Below are 19,786 nucleotides of genomic sequence, written 5' to 3'. Positions count from 1 at the left end.
TAACCGTTTGGTCGCCTTTGTACACATCATCCGGAGCCACAACCGAGACAGTACCGCTCGACTGGTTCACACCAATGGTGATGACCTGATTGTTATCCAGGGTCACAGTCACAGGGTTGGTGATGTTAGTTACTGGCGCACCGTTTTTATCCACAAGGGTGGCGGTGTAAACGATCTCGCCGCCTTCACCCACGGTTTTGGTGGCGGTCAGCACTACATCGACCTTGTCGATGGTGTCGTTGATCTGCGTTGTCGCGCCGTTGCCGGCAACCACTAGCTTCTCGAAGTTGCCGCCGTCAGTCCCGGTGATCTGGACAGTCTGGGTGCTCTTATCAACGAACACGTCATCGCCAGGGGCATCAACGGTGACGGTACCGACGGTTTCGCCCGCTTTGATGGTGATGGTTTGTTTGTTATCGAGTGTCAGGGTGACGTCAGTGTCAGCCTTGTTGCTCAAGGTGGCGGTGTAAGTGATCTGGCCACCTTCACTCACTTCCGAAGGAGCCGTCAGCGTCACGGTCGTGGTGTTATCGGTGCCCGGTGTGTCAGTGACAGTCGTGGTGACTTTGTCAGTACCTGGAACCAGGTTTTCAAAGTGCTCGCCACCGGTGACTTCTTTAATACCGGTAGTAACGGTCTGATCACCTTTGTACACATCATCTGGAGCCACAACCGAGACAGTCCCGCTCGACTGGTTCACACCAATGGTGATGACCTGGTTGTTATCCAGGGTCACGGTCACAGGGCTGGTGATGTTAGTCACCGGCGCGCCGTTTTTATCCACCAAGGTGGCGGTGTAGACGATCTCGCCGCCTTCACCCACAGTTTTGGTGGCGGTCAGCACTACATCGACTTTGTCGATGGTGTCGTTGATGGTGGTAGTTGCGCCATTGCCAGCAACCACGAGCTTCTCGAAGTTGCCGCCGTCAGTCCCTGTGATCTGGACGGTCTGGGTGCTCTTATCGACGAACACGTCATCGCCAGGAGCATCAACGGTGACGGTACCGACGGTTTCGCCCGCTTTGATGGTGATGGTTTGTTTGTTATCGAGTGTCAGGGTGACGTCAGTGTCAGCCTTGTTGCTCAAGGTGGCGGTGTAAGTGATCTGGCCACCTTCACTCACTTCCGAAGGAGCCGTCAGCGTCACGGTCGTGGTGTTATCGGTGCCCGGTGTGTCAGTGACAGTCGTGGTGACTTTGTCAGTACCTGGAACCAGGTTTTCAAAGTGCTCGCCACCGGTGACTTCTTTAATACCGGTAGTAACGGTCTGATCACCTTTGTACACATCATCTGGAGCCACAACCGAGACAGTCCCGCTCGACTGGTTCACACCAATGGTGATGACCTGGTTGTTATCCAGGGTCACGGTCACAGGGCTGGTGATGTTAGTCACCGGCGCGCCGTTTTTATCCACCAAGGTAGCGGTGTAAACGATCTCGCCGCCTTCGCCCACAGTTTTAGTAGCAGTCAGTACCACATCAACCTTGTCGATGGTGTCGTTGATCTGCGTCGTCGCCCCACCCGGTGCGATATCAAGCTTCTCGAAGCCACCACCCACGATGTCCGGATTGATCGTGACGTTGATCGGACCTGCATCTTTGAATACGTCGTCGCTCGGTGCCTTGGACGTCACCTGGCCTGTCGTCTCGCCCTTGGCGATAGTGATCACGTCACCATTGCTCAAGGTCAGGGTCAGGTCGCTGCCGGCCTTGTTGCTCAAGGTCGCGGTGTAGGTGATGTTGCCACCTTCGTCGGCCTCGCCTGGTGCGGTCAGGGTGACGGTGGTGGTGTCGGTGGTGCCGGGTGTGTCGGTCACGGTGGTGTTGACCGGCGTGGTGCCCGGTACCAGGTTCTCGAAATGCGCGCCGCCGGTCACATTGGTGATAGCGGTGGTGACGGTCTGGTTGCCCTCATACACGTCGTTCGGCGCAACAGTGGTGGCAGTGCCAGCGGATTGGCCGACACCAATGGTGATGGTCTGGCCATTGTCCAGCGTCACGGTCAACGGATTGGTGGTGTTGGTGACCGGGTTACCTGCCTTGTCCACCAGCGACGCGGTGTAAACGATATTACCGCCTTCGCCCACGGTGGTAGTCGCAGTCAGGACCACATCGACCTTGTCGATAGTGTCGTTGACGGTGGTGGTAGCGCCATTACCGGCCACTTCCAGTTTTTCGAAGTTGCCGCCAGTAGTCTCGACGATCTTTACGGTTTGCGTGCTTTTGTCGACAAACACATCATCGCCTGGAGCATCGACGGTGACGGAGCCGACGGTTTCACCCGCCTTGATGATGATGGTCGAACCGTTATCCAGTTTCAGCGTAACGTCAGTGTCGGCTTTATTGGAAAGCGTGGCGATATAGGTAATCTGGCCGCCTTCGCTGACATCGCCTGGCGCAGTCAGGGTTACGGTGGTGGTGTCGACCGAATCGGTGATGGTGGTGACGGCTGGCGTGGTGTTGGGCACCAGGTTTTCAAAGTTGCCACCGGTCGTGCCGGTGATGGTCGTCGTGACGGTGCTGCCGTTGACGTAGACATCGTTCGCCGGGGTGTCGACCACCACGGTACCGACGGACTCGCCGGCCTTGATGGTGATCACCGAGCCGTTGGACAAGGTCACGGTCACCGGGGTTTGCGCCGGGTTGGTCAGCGTCGCGGTGTAGGTGATCTGGCCGCCTTCGGTGACGGTGTTAGTGGCGGTGAGGGTCACGCCGGTGTCGTCGACCGAATCGGTAATCGTGGTGACGGCTGGTGTGGTGTTGGGCACCAGGTTTTCGAAGTTGCCACCGGTTGCCCCGGTAATGGTGGTGCTGACCGTGCTGCCATTGTTGTAGACGTCGTTGGCCGGTGTCTCGACCACCACTGTACCGGTTGACTTACCTGCCTCGATGTTGATCACCGAGCCGTTGCTCAAGGTAATGGTGACGGGCGTCTGCGCCGGGTTGGTCAAGGTCGCGGTGTAGGTGATCTGACCGCCTTCGGTCACCGTTTCGCCTGCTGTCAGGGTCACGGTGGTGGTGTCGATGGTGTCGGTGATCTGGGTGACGGCCGGCGTCGGGTCGACGGTCACGATCAGGTTGTTACCGCCGGTGGTGCCAGTGACGGTGACGCTGATCTGGCCTGGGTCGATGTACGGGCTGTCATTAGGCGCCAGGGGCACATTCACGGAGCCAGTCACCTGGCCGGCCGGGATGGTGATCACCGCGCCGTTGGACAGGGTGACGGTCAGGTTGCTGGTAGACGGCTGGGTCACCGTGGCGGTGTAGGTCAGCACGCCGCCGGCTTCGGTGATGGTCGGGGTGGCACTCAGGGACAGGGTCGACGGCAAAGGTGCTGCCGTGAGCGGGTCGGTCGGCTGCCCGCCGAGTTCGTTGGTCAACGCATTGGTACCGAAACCCAGGCCAGCCGTCGGGAAACCAATGGTCGGATCAACCGAGCCTGCGGTCTCATCGAGCATCACAAAGCTGTGACCGCCCCCCGCCGCGCCGGTGCCAGCAGCTGCCGCGCCTGCGGCGGTGGCTTCCAGGTCGGTGGTCGGGTCAGCGCCGGCGGCGATTGCCTGCTGCAGTTCGACAACCGAAGGTGCAGCCTGTGCGGTGGCTTGTGCCAGGTCCGTGCTGGAGTCGGGCGCGGTGGCGCTCCACTGGGTGTCACGGCCCAGGTCCAGGGTGCGGCCATCGGCCAGCTCCAGGCTGACTGCGCCCGACATACCGGTGTCTATCTGGTCGCCGGCGAAAAGGCGATCACCTTCAACAAGCACCCGGCGGGCCCCTTCCGGAGAAATGACGAAAACTTGGCCAACAATGCTTTTGACGATGGCAACAACACTGCTCATTGAAGATTTCTCCGGCGATCCATTCTGTGGGTGTTCCTAGGGCTGAGATCCGATGGGATTCATCAGCCTGGGAGGTGCGTAGTTTATAAAACGAATGACGTCAAATAATTGGCTGTATTTTTTGGCGATTTACTTTATGCCAAACTATTGACCTTCTTGGCGCCATCCTAAACAATCGCCTCGCTAATGTCACATTGATATTCACGCGGCGAACCGTCCTACATGTGTGAACCAGTTCCGCTTTTGAACTTTCCGACGTACGGTCATTACGGTAGCCATTTTCTAACGCAGCACGCCAAGTTGCTGTGACTTGAGACAAGAAGTCCTGGGGATTCTTAAATGCGTTTGCACCTGCTTAAGGCAATACCGTTCGTTCTCGCCGCCAGTTTCGTACAAGCCCAAACCCTGCCCCAGGCCATGCAGCAAGCGCTGGATGTGCACCCTGAGATTCAGGCAGGTGTCAATGCTCGTATTGCGGCTGACTATCAGTTGCGTGCGGCCAAGGGTGGTTACCTGCCCCGTGTCGACCTGAACGCCGGTTATGGCCGTGAAGGCACCGACAGCTCGTCCACCCGTGCCCGTGGTGGCCATTGGGACACCCTCAATCGCGGTGAGTCGAGCCTGCGTCTGCAGCAAATGGTTTTTGACGGTTTTGCCACCTCCAGTGAAGTTGGGCGTCAACAAGCCACCGTTAACTCCCGCGCGTTTTCGTTGCTTGGCACTTCCGAGCGCACTGCATTAACGGTAGCTCAGGTTTATCTGGACGTCCTGACCCGTCGTGAATTCGTGCGCCTGGCTGAAGACAACCTGCGTAACCACGAGCGCATTTACGACCAGATCAAGTTGCGCACCCAGCGCGGCGTCGGCAGCGGGGCTGACCTGGACCAGGCCGAAGCCCGTCTGGCCCAGGCCCGCAACAACGTGATCACCGAGCAGACCAACCTGGCCGATGCCCAGACCAACTACCTGAGCGCTGTCGGCCAGGAAGCCGATCAGTTGGAGCGTCCGCCCAGCTTCATGGCGATGCTGCCTGCAGACCTGAACGAAGCACGTCGCCAGATGCTGGATAACAGCCCGATCCTGCGTTCGGCCGAATCCGACATCGCCGCCGCCGAAAAACAATATGAAGCCGCCAAGTCTTCCTTCTACCCACGCTTCGACGCCGAGTTGGGCCGCAACGCCGACAACAACATCGACGGCGACGCCAGCCACAACAATGGCTGGGAAGCTATGCTGCGTATGCGCTTCAACCTGTACGCCGGTGGCAGCAACAAAGCCGAGCTGGAGTCCAAGTCCTACCAGTCCAACCAGGCCCTGGATATCCGCAACAACGCCTTGCGCCAGTTGAACGAAGAACTGGGCCTGGCCTGGAACGCCATGAACAACGCCAATGCCCAGGTGCCGATTGCCCAGCAATACGTCGACCACAGCAGCAAAGTACGCGGCGCCTACCAGAAGCAATTCAGCCTGGGCGAGCGGACCCTGCTCGACTTGCTCGACAGTGAAAACGAACTGTTCACCGCTTCGCGTCGTTTGGAAGAGATAAAAAACGTTCAGTTATTTACTCAGTACCGAATCAAGGCGACCATGGGCGAGTTGCTCAAGAGCCAGGGAGTGGTCGCACCGATGGCCTCCGTCGTCCAGAACGATGTGAAGCCGAAAGTTCAACTGCCGGGGATGAATTGAGCTATTCCTTATAGACCCATCCGTTAGTTGAGAGAGCCCGCGTGGAATCAGAAGTTAGTCGAGTCCATCTCAGTCATGATCCACGCACATTGCACGACGACCCGTTACTCGACGGGTTGTTGGCTCTCTGCGCCCTGCACCAGAAGCCTGCCAGTGCGGCAATGCTGACCACCGGTCTGCCATTGCCGTCACAGCAGCTGACCGCCGATTTGCTGGCCCGGGCCGCGGCCCGCGCCGGTTTGCAAGGCCGGCTGCTGCAACGCAAACTCGATTCGATCCCTGCGATTGCCATGCCGGCGCTGCTGTTGCTCAAGGACGGCCGGAGTGCCGTGCTGCTCGGCTGGCAGGGTGAAGACGAGGCCCAGGTGCTGCTCAGCGAAAGCGATGGCGGTGAAACCATCGTCAAGCGTCAAGCCTTGGCCGATGACTACATCGGCAAAGTGTTTTTTGCCCAGCCCCAGCACAAATTCGATGTCAGCCACGGCACCCTGATCCCTCGGGCCCGTTCGTGGTTTCGCGACACCCTCAAGCGTTCGCGCTGGCTCTACGCCGATGCCATCGCTGCCAGTTTCCTGATCAACCTGATTGCCATGGCCGCGCCGCTGTTCGTGATGAACGTCTACGACCGCGTGGTGCCGAACCAGGCCACCGCCACCCTGTGGGTGCTGGCCACCGGTATTTTCATCGCCTACGTGTTCGACCTGGTCCTCAAGAGCTTGCGCAGTCTGTGCCTGGACCTGGCCGGTAAAAAAACCGACCTGATCATCTCGGCCACGCTGTTCGAGCGGATCGTCGGCATGTCGATGAAGTACCGCCCGGCGCGGGTCGGCAGTTTCGCCCAGAACATCCACGAGTTTCAGAGCCTGCGTGACTTCCTCGCGTCCCTGACCCTCACCAGCCTGATCGACTTGCCGTTCACCCTGCTGATCTTCATGGTGATCGCCATCCTCGGCGGGCACCTGGTGTGGATCCCCATGCTGGCTTTCCCGATTGCCCTGGGCATCGGTTACCTGCTGCAAAAACCGCTGGTCGCCACCATGGAACGCACCATGGCCCTGGCCTCCGAGCGCCAGTCGAGCCTGATCGAAACCCTGGCCGGGCTGGATGCGGTCAAGGTCAACAACGCTGAAAGCGAGCGCCAGTACCAGTGGGAGCAGACCATTGGCACCCTCAGCCGCCTTGAATTGCGGGTGAAAATGCTCTCTGGGCTGTCGATGAACATCACCCTGCTGATCCAGCAACTGGCGGGTGTGATCATGATTGTCTTCGGGGTCTACCAGATCATCGGCGGCAACCTCAGCATGGGCGGCCTGATTGCCTGCTACATGCTCAGTGGCCGCGCCCTCAGCCCCCTGGCGTCGCTGTCGGGCCTGATGACCCGCTACCAGCAGGCCAAAGTCACCATGGTCTCCACCGACCAGATGATGGAACTGCCTCAGGAGCGCAACTTCGAAGAGCGCCCCTTGAGCCGCCGCACCCTGCAAGGGGCCATCGAGTGCCGGGGCCTGAACTTTACCTACCCCAACCAGCAGAACATGGCGCTCAAGAACATCAACCTGGTGATCAAGCCCGGCGAGAAAATCGGCATCATCGGGCGCAGCGGTTCGGGCAAAAGCTCCCTGGCCAAACTGATCGTCGGCCTCTACCAGCCCGACTCCGGCGCCCTGCTGGTGGACGGTGTGGACATTCGCCAGATCGACGTCAGCGAACTGCGCCACAACGTCGGCTATGTGCCTCAGGACATTCAACTGCTGGCCGGCACCCTGCGCGACAACCTGGTCTCCGGCGCCCGCTACGTTGAAGACGAAGTGGTGCTGCAAGCCGCCGAACTGGCCGGCGTCCACGAATTTGCCCGTCTGCACCCGCAAGGCTACGAACTGCAAGTGGGCGAGCGAGGCCAGAACCTCTCTGGCGGTCAGCGACAAAACGTCGCCCTGGCCCGTGCCCTGCTGCTCAACCCGCCTATCCTGCTGCTGGACGAACCGACCAGCGCCATGGACAACACCGGTGAAGAACGCCTTAAACAGCGCCTGCAATCCGTTGTGGAAAACAAGACCGTGGTGCTGGTGACACACCGGGCGTCGCTGTTGTCCCTGGTGGACCGCTTGTTGGTCATCGACCGTGGGCAAATCCTCGCCGATGGTCCGAAAGCCGTAGTGATGGAAGCGTTGAAGAAGGGGCAGATCAGTGTTGCGTAAATTCAAGGACGCAGTCCGTCGTTACTTTATCGGTTCCGATTCGCTGGACGGCCAGCCACTGCCAGAGGTCAAGAAGGCCCTGATCGAAGATGCCCCGCGCGTGGTGCGGCTGACCATCTGGGGGATCATCGGGTTTTTCCTGTGCATGTTGCTGTGGGCCGGCTTTGCCAAGGTCGACGAAGTCACGCGCGGTGACGGCAAGGCCATCCCTTCCTCCAAGCTGCAGAAGATCCAGAACCTGGAAGGCGGCATCGTTGCCGAGCTGTTCGTCAAGGAAGGGCAGATCGTCGAAGCCGGCGCGCCGCTGATTCGCCTGGACGACACACGTTTTGTCTCCAACGCCGGGGAAACCGAGGCCCAGCGCCTGTCCCTGCTGTTGCGTATCGAGCGCTTGAGCGCCCAGGTCGAAGACCGGCCGTTGAACATCCCTGAAGATGTGCGGGCCGCTGCGCCCACCCAGGCCATCAACGAGCAGTCGCTGTACGAAAGCCGGCGCCAGCAGTTCAAGGACGAAATCGGCGGCTTGCAGGAGCAACTGACCCAGCGCCAGCAAGAAATGCGCGAGTACACCTCCAAACAGAGCCAGTACCGTAACCAGCTGTCGTTGCAGCGCCAGGAAATCAACATGTCCGAACCCCTGGTCGCCCAGGGTGCGGTGTCGCCGGTGGAAGTACTGCGCCTCAAGCGCGCAGAAATGGAAACCCGTGGCCAACTGGACGCCACTACCCTGGCCATCCCCCGTGCCGACTCGGCGATCAAGGAAGTACAGCGCAAGATCGACGAGACTCGCGGTAAGTATCGCAGTGAAGCCCTGACCGAGCTCAACGAAGCCCGCACCGACTTGAACAAGGCCCAGGCCACCGGCAAAGCCCTCGAAGACCGGGTGAGCCGGACCCTGGTCACCTCGCCGGTGCGCGGGATCGTCAAGCAACTGCTGGTCAACACCATCGGTGGGGTGATCCAGCCGGGCAGCGACATGGTAGAAATCGTCCCGTTGGACGACACCCTGCTGGTGGAAGCCAAGATCCGCCCGCAAGACATTGCCTTCCTGCACCCGGGGCAAGAGGCCGTGGTCAAGTTCACCGCCTATGACTACACCATCTACGGCGGCCTCAAGGCCAAGCTGGAGCGCATCGGTGCCGACACCATCACCGACGAAGACAAGAAAACCACCTACTACATGATCACCTTGCGCACCGACCGCAGCCACCTGGGTACCGATGAGAAGCCGCTGATCATCATCCCCGGCATGGTCGCCTCGGTCGATATCATCACCGGCAAGAAAACCATCCTCAGCTACCTGCTCAAGCCCATCATCAAGGCCCGGGCGGAGTCGCTGCAGGAGCGTTGATCTTCAGTGTCTGGGCGGGCCTCATCGCGAGCAAGCCCGCTCCCACACTCAACCGCATTCCTATGTTGGAAATCGGTCGAATGTGGGAGCGGGCTTGCTCGCGAAGGGGCCCTCAACTTCACCCCATCCCTCAGCCCTACCGCAAAAAGGCCATATCGTTATTCTCTAAAGATATTTAAATTCCGATTCTTATATCTATAAAGTCACTCTCCTGACTGCCAGGGAGTGATCTCATGTCCACCGCCACAGCCGCCTTGCCCACCGCCCAAACCTTCGACATCCGCCCATTCCCCGGCAGCGTAGGCGCCGAGATCATCGGCCTGGACCTGTCGCGCCCGGTCAACGACCAGGATTTCGCCCGCATCCACCGTGCGCACCTGGACCACCATGTGGTGGTGTTCCGCGACCAGCGCATCACCCCCGAGCAACAGATCGCCTTCAGCCGCCGTTTCGGCGTGTTGCAGATCCATGTGCTCAAACAGTTCCTGCTGGCCAACCACCCGGAAATCCTCATCGTCTCCAACATCATCGAGAACGGCCAATCCATCGGCCTGGGTGATGCGGGCAAGTTTTGGCACTCGGACCTGTCGTACAAGGAACTGCCGAGCCTGGGCTCGATGCTCCACGCCCAGGAGCTGCCGTCCGAAGGCGGCGATACGCTGTTTGCCGACATGCACAAAGCCTGGGACCAGCTGCCCGAGCATCTGCGCAAAGCCGTGGAAGGCCGCAGCGCTGCGCATTCCTACACCGCGCGCTACAGCGAAACCAAATTCGAAGGCAACTGGCGCCCAACCCTGACCCCCGAGCAACTGGCCCAGGTCGCCGAAGTGGTGCACCCCGTGGTGCGTACCCACCCGGAAAACGGCCGTAAGGCACTGTTCGTCAGCGAGGGCTTCACCACGCGCATCGTCGGCCTGCCCGAAGACGAAAGCCGCGACCTGCTGGCCCAGCTCTTCGCCCACAGCATCCATCCGCAAAACATCTACCGCCACCGCTGGCAGCCCCACGACCTGGTGTTCTGGGACAACCGCTCGCTGATCCACCTGGCCGCCGGTTGCCCCAGCCACCTGCGCCGCAAGCTGTTTCGCACCACTATCCAGGGCGACGCCCCCTTCTGATTCGGAGCATGACCATGTCCAGGAAAACCCCCTTTGCACGATTGGCCGCGACTGTGGGCCTTGGCGTCAGCCTGTTGGCCGGCAGTCTGGTTGCCCCGACTGTCGCCCAGGCCGAAGGCGAGATTCGCATTGCCGAGCAGTTCGGCATCGTTTACCTGCTGCTCAACGTGGTGCGCGACCAGAACCTGATCGAGAAATACGGCAAGCAGCAAGGCATCGACATCAAGGTCGACTGGACCCAGTTGTCCGGCGGCGCGGCGGTCAATGACGCGCTGCTCTCCGGTTCCATCGACATCGCCGGTGCCGGTGTCGGCCCGCTGCTGACCATCTGGGACCGCACCCACGGCAAGCAAAACGTCAAGGCCGTGGCCTCCCTGGGCAACTTCCCGTACTACCTGGTCAGCAACAATCCCAAGGTCAAGACCATCGCCGACTTCACCGAGAAAGACCGCATCGCCGTGCCGGCCGTGGGCGTTTCCGTGCAGTCGCGGTTCCTGCAATACGCCGCGGCCAAGCAATGGGGCGACAAGGAGTTCAATCGCCTGGACAAGTACACCATCGCCGTTCCGCACCCGGACGCCACGGCCGCGCTGATCGCCGGCGGTACCGAACTGACCGGGCACTTCTCCAACCCGCCGTTCCAGGACCAGGCCCTGGCCAACCCGAACGTGCATGTGGTGCTCAACACCTATGACCTGCTGGGGCCGAACTCGCCGACCGTGTTGTTCGCCACCGAGAAGTTTCGCAATGACAACCCGAAAACCTACAAAGCCTTTGTCGATGCCCTGACCGAAGCCGCGCAATTCGCCCAGAACGACAAGGGCGCCGCCGCCGACACTTACATTCGGGTAACCAAGGCCAAGATCGACCGTGCCGCGTTGCTGAAAATCATCGATAACCCGCAGTTTGAATTCAGTGTCACCCCGAAAAACACCTATCCGCTGGCCGAATTCCTCTACCGCGTGGGCGCGATCAAGCACAAACCCGAATCGTGGAAGGATTACTTCTTCCAGGATGCCAAACCGCTGCAAGGGAGCTGAGATGAACGCGCCCTTGCAAGGCCACACGGCCAGCAACCTGAGTACCGCCCAAGCCTTGCTCGCGGTGGATCACGTCAGCCTGGAATACCGCACCCCCGAACGGGTGGTGCGGGCCACCCACCAGGTCAGTTTCGAGATCGACCCGGCCGACCGCTTTGTACTGTTGGGGCCTTCGGGCTGCGGCAAGTCCACGTTGCTCAAGGCGGTGGCCGGGTTTATCAAACCCTGTGAAGGCGAGATTCGCCTGCTGGGGCAGAAGGTCGAGCAACCGGGCCCGGATCGCATCGTGGTGTTCCAGGAGTTCGACCAACTGCCGCCCTGGAAAACCGTCAAGCAGAACGTGATGTTCCCGTTGCTGGCGTCCAAGACCCTCAAGCGCCGCGAGGCCGAGGAGCGGGCGTTGTACTACCTCGACAAGGTTGGCTTGAGCGCCTTTGCCGACGCCTATCCGCACACCCTGTCCGGTGGCATGAAGGCGCGGGTGGCGATTGCCCGGGCATTGGCCATGCAGCCGAAAATCCTGTTGATGGATGAGCCCTTCGCCGCCCTCGATGCCCTGACCCGGCGCAAGATGCAGGAGGAGCTGCTGCTGCTGTGGGAAGAGGTGCGCTTCACCCTGTTGTTCGTCACCCACTCCATCGAAGAGGCACTGGTGGTAGGCAACCGCATCCTGCTGCTGTCGCCCCATCCAGGGCGCGTGCGCGCCGAAATCCACAGCCATCAATACGACCTGCACAGCCTCGGGGGTGTGGCGTTCCAGGCGTCGGCGCGGCGTATTCATCGCCTGTTGTTCGATGAGTCGCCCGAGGCAGAAACCGAACTGGATTTCGCCGATATCCGCATCGCTTATTGAAGGACCGTGCCCATGCGCCAGGAATATGAAATCACCCTGCAACCGCTGCCCGGCGTGCCCGTGGAGCGCGCTTTACCCCTGCGCCAACGCCTGTGGCAACAAGGCTGGCTGCGCAAGGGCCTGATCCTGATCGTGCTGGCGATCCTCTGGGAGGCTGCGGCGCGCTATCAGAACAACGATCTGCTGCTGCCCAGCTTCTTGCAGACCTTCCACGCCTTCTACGACGGCATTGCCAGTGGCGAGTTGCTGGGCAAGGTCAGCATTTCCCTGGTGGTGCTGCTCAAGGGCTACCTGATCGGGATTGTCCTGGCATTTGCCCTGACCACCCTGGCAGTCTCGACCCAGATGGGCCGTGACTTGCTGAGCACCCTGACCTCGATGTTCAACCCGCTGCCGGCGATTGCCCTGTTGCCCTTGGCGTTGCTGTGGTTTGGCCTGGGGCAGAACAGCCTGATCTTTGTGCTGGTGCACTCGGTGCTGTGGGCCTTGGCGCTCAACACCTACTCGGGGTTTATGGGGGTGTCGGAAACCCTGCGCATGGCCGGGCGCAATTACGGTCTCAAGGGCATGCGCTTTGTGCTGTTTATCCTGATCCCGGCGGCGCTGCCGTCGATCCTCGCCGGTTTGAAGATCGGCTGGGCCTTTGCCTGGCGCACGTTGATCGCTGCCGAATTGGTGTTCGGCGCCACCAGCGGCAAAGGCGGCCTGGGCTGGTACATCTTCCAGAACCGTAACGAGCTGTACACCGACAAGGTATTTGCCGGGCTGGCGGTGGTGATCCTGATCGGCCTGCTCGTGGAAAACCTGGTGTTCGATACCCTCGAGCGCGTCACCGTGAAGCGCTGGGGCATGCAGCGCTAAAAAGCCTGCTACGATTGCGTGCGCTGTACTCCAAACCCATCACGAGTGCTTGGCATGCAATTACCGGATATGAACCTGCTGGTGGCCCTCGACGCCTTGCTCGACGAGGGCAGCGTGGTGGGTGCCGCGCGGCGGATGAACCTGAGCCCGGCGGCGATGAGCCGCACCCTGACGCGCATTCGCGAAGCGGTGGGCGATCCGATCCTGGTGCGCGCCGGTCGCGGTCTGGTGCCCACGCCCAAGGCCCTGGAGTTGCAAGGCCAGGTGCGCAACGTGGTGGAGCAGGCGGCGTTGTTGTTCCGCTCGGCGGACGAGGTCGACCTGAGCACCTTGCGCCGGCGGTTCAGCGTGCGCGCCAATGACTTTTTTGTCGGCGTGTATGGTGGTCGTTTATTCGACACCATGGAGCGGGTGGCGCCCCATTGCGAGCTGCGCTTTGTCCCGGAAGGCGACAGCGATGACGAAGCCTTGCGCGAAGGGCGCCTGGACCTGCGCGTCGGCAACACCATGCCGATTACCCCGGAAGTGAAGGTGCAGAACCTGTTCTCCACCACCTTCGTCGGCCTGGCCCGCGAAGGCCACCCGTTGTTCGACGAAGAAATCACCGCTGCGCGCTTTGCCAGCTATTCCCATATCAGCATCTCGCGGCGCGGTATCGCCCGAGGACCGATCGACACCGCCCTCAGCGCCCAGGGCCTGGAACGCCGGGTGGCGATGATCGCGCCGGGGTTTCACGGTGCGATGTTTATGCTGCCTGACTCCGACCTGATCCTGCCGGTGCCCAAGGAAGCGCTCTACAGCGCCAATCGCCTGAAACTGCCACTGCGCGCATTTACCCTGCCGATTTCCCTGCCGACCCTGGTCCTGACCCAGGCCTGGCACCCGCGTTTCGACAAAGACCCGGCGCACAAATGGCTGCGCGAAACCATGCGCGAAAGCTGCGCCGCGACCTGGCGCGAAGCCCAACCCACCTGACGCCCACGATCAAAATGTGTGGAGCTAGCCTGGCTTGTGTGGGAGGTGGCTTGCCTGCGATAGCGGTGTGTCAGTGACAGATGCCTTAGCTGACACACCGCTACCGCAGGCAAGCCACCTCCCACATTCAATCATTGCGTCTGGTGCAGTTATAACCTTCCGATAAGTCAGTTTTCGTCATGTCTAAGCCTTATTAAACTGCTCGGGTATTCTATTGCCGAGTTGTACTTTCATGACGTCCCTCGCTGCCCCCGCGCCCTTGGCCACCGCCAAACCCGCCGCCGTCAGCCCCCCTGTGTTCGGCCCACGGATCATCATCGGCCTGGTCGGCGTGCTGCTGGCGGTGCTGGTCTCGGGCCTGAACGAAATGGTGACCAAGGTCGCCCTCGCCGATATTCGCGGTGCGCTGTACATCGGGTTTGACGAAGGCACCTGGCTGGTCGCGGCCTACACCGCCACCTCCGTCTCGGCCATGGCCTTTGCCCCATGGTGTTCGGTGACGTTTTCGCTGCGCCGTTTCACCCTGTGGGCCATCGGCCTGTTTACCCTGCTGGGGGTGCTTTGCCCGCTGGCGCCGAACTACGAAAGCCTGCTGGTGCTGCGCACCCTGCAAGGCCTGGCCGGCGGCGCGTTGCCGCCGATGCTGATGACCGTGGCCCTGCGGTTTTTACCGGCCAACGTCAAACTCTACGGCCTGGCCGGCTACGCCCTGACCGCCACCTTCGGCCCCAGCCTCGGCACGCCGTTGGCGGCGCTGTGGACCGAATACGTCGGCTGGCAGTGGGCGTTCTGGCAGATCGTCGCGCCGTGCCTGCTGGCCATGGCCGCCGTGGCCTATGGCTTGCCCCAGGACCCGTTGCGCCTGGAGCGCCTCAAGCAGTTCAACTGGCGCGGCCTGCTGCTGGGCTTCCCCGCGATCTGCATGCTGGTGATCGGCATCTTGCAGGGCAACCGCCTGGACTGGTTCGAGTCGCCGCTGATCACCACGCTGCTGATTGGCGGGGTGCTGTTGTTGGTGCTGTTCATGCTCAATGAATGGTCACACCCGATGCCGTTCTTCAAGTTGCAGATGCTTGGCCTGCGCAACCTGGCCTTCGCCCTGATCGTGCTGGCCGGGGTGCTGGTGGTGTTGCAGGCGGTGATCATCCTGCCGTCCAGCTACCTGGCGCAGGTGCAGGGCTACCGGCCGCTGCAAACCGCGCCGGTGATGCTGATCATGGCCCTGCCGCAGATGATCGCGCTGCCCCTGGTGGCCGCCCTGTGCAACCTGCGCTGGGTCGACTGCCGCTGGGTGCTGGGGATTGGCCTGGGCATGCTGACCCTGTCGTGCATCGGCGGCGCGCAACTGACCTCGGCGTGGATTCGTGACGAGTTCTACGTGCTGCAACTGCTGCAAATCTTCGGGCAGCCGATGGCGGTTTTGCCGCTGTTGATGTTGTCCACCGGCAGCATCGTGCCCGCCGACGGGCCGTTTGCCTCGGCCTGGTTCAACACGGTCAAGGGCCTGGCGGCGGTGGTCGCCACCGGGGTGATCGAGGTGCTGACCACCCACCGCCTGCATTTCCACTCGACCATGCTGGTGGACGCCCTGGGCAACTCGCCCCTGGTCGACAGCGACGCCACGGGCCTGGCCCACCGGCTGCACCAGCAGGCCGTAGTGCTGACTTCTTCGGATCTTTATTACGTCATGGCCGGTGTCGCGGTGGCGTTGATCCTCCTGATTTTCTGGATGCCGACGCGGATTTTTCCGCCGCGCGCACCCGCTTGATTGCTGACGCAGACCAAGGATTTTTATGAAACGCAAAGACCAGATTGCCGTGACTGTTATCAGCCTATTCGCCGTGGGCGTGCTGGTGTACCTGCTGGCGCCGGGTGTGTTTGGCAGTAAGCGCCAGACCACCAACGACGCCTTCGTCGCCGCCGACTACACCCTGGTGGCGCCACGGGTCGCCGGGTTTATCAAAGAGGTGTTGGTGGAAGACAACCAACAGGTCAAGGCCGGGCAGTTGCTGGCGCTGATCGACGACCGTGACTTGCGCGCCGCGGCTCAGGCCGCCGATGCCGAGACCCTGATGGCCCAGGCCCAGCTGAAAAACGCGGTGGCCACCCTTGAGCGGCAGAGCTCGGTGATCGCCCAGGCCCAGGCCACGGTGGCCGCCGATCGCGCCGAGGTGGCCTTTGCCGAGCACGAATTGAACCGCTACAACCACCTCGCCGGTGTCGGTGCCGGTACGGTGCAGAACGCCCAGCAAGCCAGGACCCGCATCGACCAGGCCACCGCACGCCTGGCCAACGCCACGGCGGTGTTGGCTGCCGAACGCAAGCAGGTGGAGATTCTCAGCGCCCAGCGCGATGCCGCCGAAGGCGGCTTGAAACGCGCCCAGGCGGCGCTGGAAATGGCCAGCTATCAACTGTCGTACACGCGCATCGTCGCGCCGGTGGATGGCATGGTCGGTGAGCGGGCGGTACGGGTCGGCGCCTTTGTCACCCCGGGCAGCAAGATCCTCGCCGTGGTGCCGTTGGCCGACGCCTATGTGGTGGCCAATTTCCAGGAAAACCAACTGTCCCATATGCACGCCGGCCAGGCGGTTGAAGTGCGGGTCGACAGCCTCGACGGTGAAGTCCTCAACGGCCACCTGGAAAGCCTGGCGCCGGCCACGGGCGTGACCTTCGCCTCGGTCAAACCAGACAACGCCACCGGCAACTTCACCAAGGTGGTGCAGCGCATCCCGGTGAAAATCATCCTGGAGCCGGGTCAGGCACAGGTCCATCGCCTGCGGGTCGGGATGTCGGTGGAGGCCAGCGTCAATACCCATCCCAGTGCGCAGCAACGTGAGGTGGCGCAGCAATGAGAAAACTCGCGCTGCTTACTCTCAGCCTGATTAGCTTGGGTGCCTGCACCGTCGGCCCGGATTTTAAACGGCCCGATGCCCAGCCAGCGACGCAATGGGCCGAGCCCCAGGGCCGCCAGGCCGCCAGCCGCGTGGTCAGCGACCCATTGGAAGAACAGTGGTGGGATGTGTTCCACGACCCGCAACTGTCAGCCCTGGTGCGCCGGGCACTGACCGACAACCTCGACCTGAAACTGGCCAGCAGCCGCTTGCAACAGAGCCGCGCAGTACGCCAGGTGACGACCGCCGGGCGCTATCCAGAGCTCAGCGCCGATGGCAACTACGGGCGCAAACGCAATAGCGCCAACGGCCTGAGCGATCCATCCGGCAACAACGGCCGTTCGGCCTTCAACCTGTGGGACGCCGGTTTCGCCGCCTCCTGGGAACTGGACTTCTGGGGCCGGGTACGGCGTGAAACCGAAGCCGCCGACGCCACCCTGCAAGTGGCGGAAAACGACCGCCGCACGGTGCTGCTATCGGTGCTGGCCGAGACCGCCCAGGACTACATCCAACTGCGCGGCGTGCAAAGCACCCGTGCGGTCACCGAGCAAAACCTCGACGTGGCGCGCCGTAGCCTGAAGCTCTCGCAACTGCGTTTGGCCGATGGCGTGGCCACTCACCTGGATGTCGCTGAAGCCGCTGCGCAAGTAGCCGCCATCGAAGCGCGCCTGCCGGATTTGCAACAGCGCCAGGACCAGTTGATCAATGCCCTGAGCCTGTTGATGGGCCAGGCTCCGCAAGCCTTGCATGCGCAGCTGTCGCCGGACGCCGCGGTGCCCCAGACCCAGCGCCAGGTTGCGATTGGCCTGCCGTCGCAACTGGCACAGCGCCGCCCGGATATCCGCCAGGCCGAGGCGCGCCTGCATGCGGCGACCGCCAGCATCGGTGTGGCCAAAGGTGACTTCTACCCACGGATCACCCTGTCGGGCAGCCTCGGTTCCCAGGCCATGCAATTGTCGGATCTGGGCTCCTGGGGCTCGCGCACCTTTGCTTTCGGCCCGTCGCTGAGCCTGCCGCTGTTCAACGGTGGCCGCCTGCAGGGCATGCTCGACCTGCGCGAAGCCCAGCAGCAGGAATTGGCCTTGGCGTACCAGCAGACTGTGCTGCGCGCCTGGCATGAAATCGACGACCAGTTGACCCGCTACAACGCCAGCCAACTGCGCCGTGACAGCCTGGCCGAAGCGGTGCGCCAGAACCAGATCGCCCTGGACACCGCCCAGCACCAATACGTCGAAGGGGTGGTGGATTTCGTCAACGTCCTCACGGTGCAGAGCGCGTTGCTGGCGACCCAGGAGCAATGGGTGGAAAGCTCCACCGGCGTGTCCCTGGCCATGGTCGGCTTGTACAAGGCGCTGGGCGGGGGCTGGGAGTCGGTGTATCCGGTGCAGACCGCCGGGCGGTAACAGATAAAGTTTTTTGCCAGTCGCGATACAAGCTGTAATGATAATTGCTCTCAATAGTGTATCCGAGCAATTCATGGACACCGCGACTGACGGCCAGCAACAGCTTCATCTCCTGTACCGCGACCATCATGGCTGGCTGCAAGGCTGGTTGCGCAAGCGCCTGGGCGACCGCGAGCACGCCGCCGACGTGGCGCAGGACACCTTCCTGCGCCTGCTGGTGTCGGGTCGTTTTCCCGGTGCCCAAGAAAGCCGCAGCTACCTGACGCAGATCGCCCGCAACCTGGTGATCGACCAATGGCGCCGCTTGCGCATCGAGCGCGCCTACCTGCAAAGCATTGCCCACTTGCCGGAACCCGAGTCGCCGAGCCTGGAAACCCGCGCGTTGATCCTCGAAACCCTGATGCAGATCGACGCCATGCTCGACCGCATGCCCGAGAACGTGCGCCGCGCGTTCCTGCTGTCGCAGTTCGAAGGCCTGACCTACGCGCAGATCGCCGCACGCCTGGGGGTGACGGTCAGCTCGGTGCAGAAGTACATGACCCGCGCGATCATCGCCTGCTACCAGGTGGTCTACGAAGAATGAGAGCCCGCCATGACGCGCCGATTGCCCAGGCTGTGGTCGAGCAGGCCAGCGAGTGGTTGATGCTGCAATGGGGCGGCGAACTCGACGGGGCCCAGCGCCAGGCCTTTGCCCGTTGGCAGGCCGCCGACCCGGAGCATCGTCGTGCCTGGCAGCGTTTGCAGCAGTTGCAGCAGACCTTGGGCGGCGTCCCCGCCGACAGCGCCCGCGCGGTGTTGCGTGACGCGCCGGACCCCCAGCGTCGGGCGGCGTTGAAACTGCTTGGGCTGTTGCTGGTGGCCGGCGGCAGCGGCTACCTGGTCCAGGGCAGCCAGCCGTGGCAGGCGGCGTTTGCCGAGCATCGCACCGCCACCGGCGAGATTCGCCACCTGACCCTGAGCGACGGCACCCAGATGGACCTCAACAGCGACAGCGCCGTCGACCTGCGCTTCAGTGCCACTGAGCGGCGCATCCGCTTGATTCGCGGCGAGATCCTGCTGACCAGCGGCCACGACCCATCCCGGCCGCTGATCGTCGAAACCACCGCGGGCGATATCCAGGCCCTGGGCACCCGCTTTGCCGTGCGCGAACTGCACGACGGCAGCCGCGTCGACCTCTATGAAGGGCGCGTACAGGTCCGCCCGGTGCAGGGTGTGCCGGTGCTGATGAAGGCGGGGGACAGCCTGTGGTTCAGTGCGACACAGACCTCGGCAGTGACTGCGCTGGATGCCAACGCCAGCAGTTGGACCCAGCACCGTCTGATTGCCGAGCGCCAGCCACTGGGGCGGTTTGTGGCTGAGCTGAGTCGCTATCGCCCGGGGTTGTTGCGCTGTGACGAGGCCATCTCCGGCTTGTTACTGACCGGCGTGTTTCCGCTGAATGACACCGACGCGATCCTCGCCGCCCTTGAGCGCTCACTGCCGGTGCGGGTACAGGCGGTGACCCGCTATTGGGTCACCCTCAAAGCCAGGGTTTGACTCGATCAACTGTAGGCGCTGGCTTGCCTGCGATAGCGG

The 19,786-nt window shown here is 62.0% G+C and carries 14 protein-coding genes; 13 read left to right on the top strand and 1 reads right to left on the bottom strand.

Going from position 1 to position 19,786, the window contains the following annotated elements; all coding sequences use genetic code 11:
• Positions 1-3,835, bottom strand: a 3,835-nt coding sequence (locus tag HBO24_RS07585) for a retention module-containing protein (protein WP_170059514.1), incomplete at its 3' end; no start/stop codon positions are given.
• A gap of 339 nt (positions 3,836-4,174) precedes the next feature.
• On the opposite strand from HBO24_RS07585, the gene HBO24_RS07580 reads away from it, so the two are divergent.
• The 13 genes from HBO24_RS07580 (at position 4,175) to HBO24_RS07520 (ending at position 19,747) form a co-directional block, all read left to right on the top strand.
• Positions 4,175-5,521 (top strand): TolC family outer membrane protein, encoded by a 1,347-nt coding sequence (locus HBO24_RS07580; RefSeq protein ID WP_057438932.1) that lies wholly within the window; start codon positions 4,175-4,177, stop codon positions 5,519-5,521.
• Positions 5,522-5,562: 41 nt separating this feature from the next.
• Complete coding sequence (locus HBO24_RS07575; RefSeq protein WP_057438933.1) at positions 5,563-7,719, top strand: type I secretion system permease/ATPase; 2,157 nt, start codon at positions 5,563-5,565, stop codon at positions 7,717-7,719.
• A complete protein-coding gene (locus tag HBO24_RS07570; RefSeq protein ID WP_115129340.1) occupies positions 7,712-9,070 on the top strand; it encodes an HlyD family type I secretion periplasmic adaptor subunit in 1,359 nt (452 codons plus the stop codon). The genes HBO24_RS07575 and HBO24_RS07570 overlap by 8 nt, the downstream gene beginning before the upstream one ends.
• Before the next feature lie 233 nt (positions 9,071-9,303).
• Positions 9,304-10,188, top strand: a complete 885-nt coding sequence (locus HBO24_RS07565; RefSeq protein WP_057438935.1) for a TauD/TfdA family dioxygenase — start codon at positions 9,304-9,306, stop codon at positions 10,186-10,188.
• A gap of 14 nt (positions 10,189-10,202) precedes the next feature.
• The gene (locus HBO24_RS07560) at positions 10,203-11,228 is read left to right on the top strand and encodes an ABC transporter substrate-binding protein (RefSeq protein WP_057438936.1); all 1,026 of its coding nucleotides are present in this window, start codon (positions 10,203-10,205) and stop codon (positions 11,226-11,228) included.
• 1 nt (position 11,229) lies between these two features.
• Positions 11,230-12,081: an ABC transporter ATP-binding protein gene (locus HBO24_RS07555; RefSeq protein WP_170044801.1), complete on the top strand. Its 852-nt coding sequence runs from the start codon at positions 11,230-11,232 to the stop codon at positions 12,079-12,081.
• Positions 12,082-12,093: 12 nt separating this feature from the next.
• Positions 12,094-12,942, top strand: coding sequence for an ABC transporter permease (locus HBO24_RS07550; RefSeq protein ID WP_057438937.1), 849 nt, complete (start codon positions 12,094-12,096; stop codon positions 12,940-12,942).
• Positions 12,943-12,996: 54 nt separating this feature from the next.
• A complete protein-coding gene (locus HBO24_RS07545) occupies positions 12,997-13,917 on the top strand; it encodes a LysR family transcriptional regulator (protein ID WP_057444856.1) in 921 nt (306 codons plus the stop codon).
• Between the two features lie 232 nt (positions 13,918-14,149).
• A complete protein-coding gene (locus tag HBO24_RS07540; protein ID WP_170044800.1) occupies positions 14,150-15,685 on the top strand; it encodes an MFS transporter in 1,536 nt (511 codons plus the stop codon).
• A 25-nt stretch (positions 15,686-15,710) separates the two neighbouring features.
• A complete protein-coding gene (locus tag HBO24_RS07535) occupies positions 15,711-16,769 on the top strand; it encodes an HlyD family secretion protein (RefSeq protein WP_057957935.1) in 1,059 nt (352 codons plus the stop codon).
• On the top strand, positions 16,766-18,211 hold the full coding sequence (locus tag HBO24_RS07530) for an efflux transporter outer membrane subunit (RefSeq protein WP_170059513.1): 1,446 nt from the start codon (positions 16,766-16,768) through the stop codon (positions 18,209-18,211). Before HBO24_RS07535 ends, HBO24_RS07530 begins: the two co-directional genes overlap by 4 nt.
• Before the next feature lie 73 nt (positions 18,212-18,284).
• Positions 18,285-18,794, top strand: coding sequence for a sigma-70 family RNA polymerase sigma factor (locus HBO24_RS07525; RefSeq protein WP_170044798.1), 510 nt, complete (start codon positions 18,285-18,287; stop codon positions 18,792-18,794).
• Positions 18,791-19,747, top strand: coding sequence for a FecR domain-containing protein (locus HBO24_RS07520; protein WP_170059512.1), 957 nt, complete (start codon positions 18,791-18,793; stop codon positions 19,745-19,747). Before HBO24_RS07525 ends, HBO24_RS07520 begins: the two co-directional genes overlap by 4 nt.
• Positions 19,748-19,786: the final 39 nt, after the last annotated feature.

The organism is Pseudomonas sp. WS 5410 (assembly GCF_012985645.1).
GTDB lineage: Bacteria > Pseudomonadota > Gammaproteobacteria > Pseudomonadales > Pseudomonadaceae > Aquipseudomonas > Aquipseudomonas shahriarae.
The sequence above is the reverse complement of the archived record's forward strand: the minus strand, read 5'-3'. Positions and strand labels throughout refer to the sequence as shown.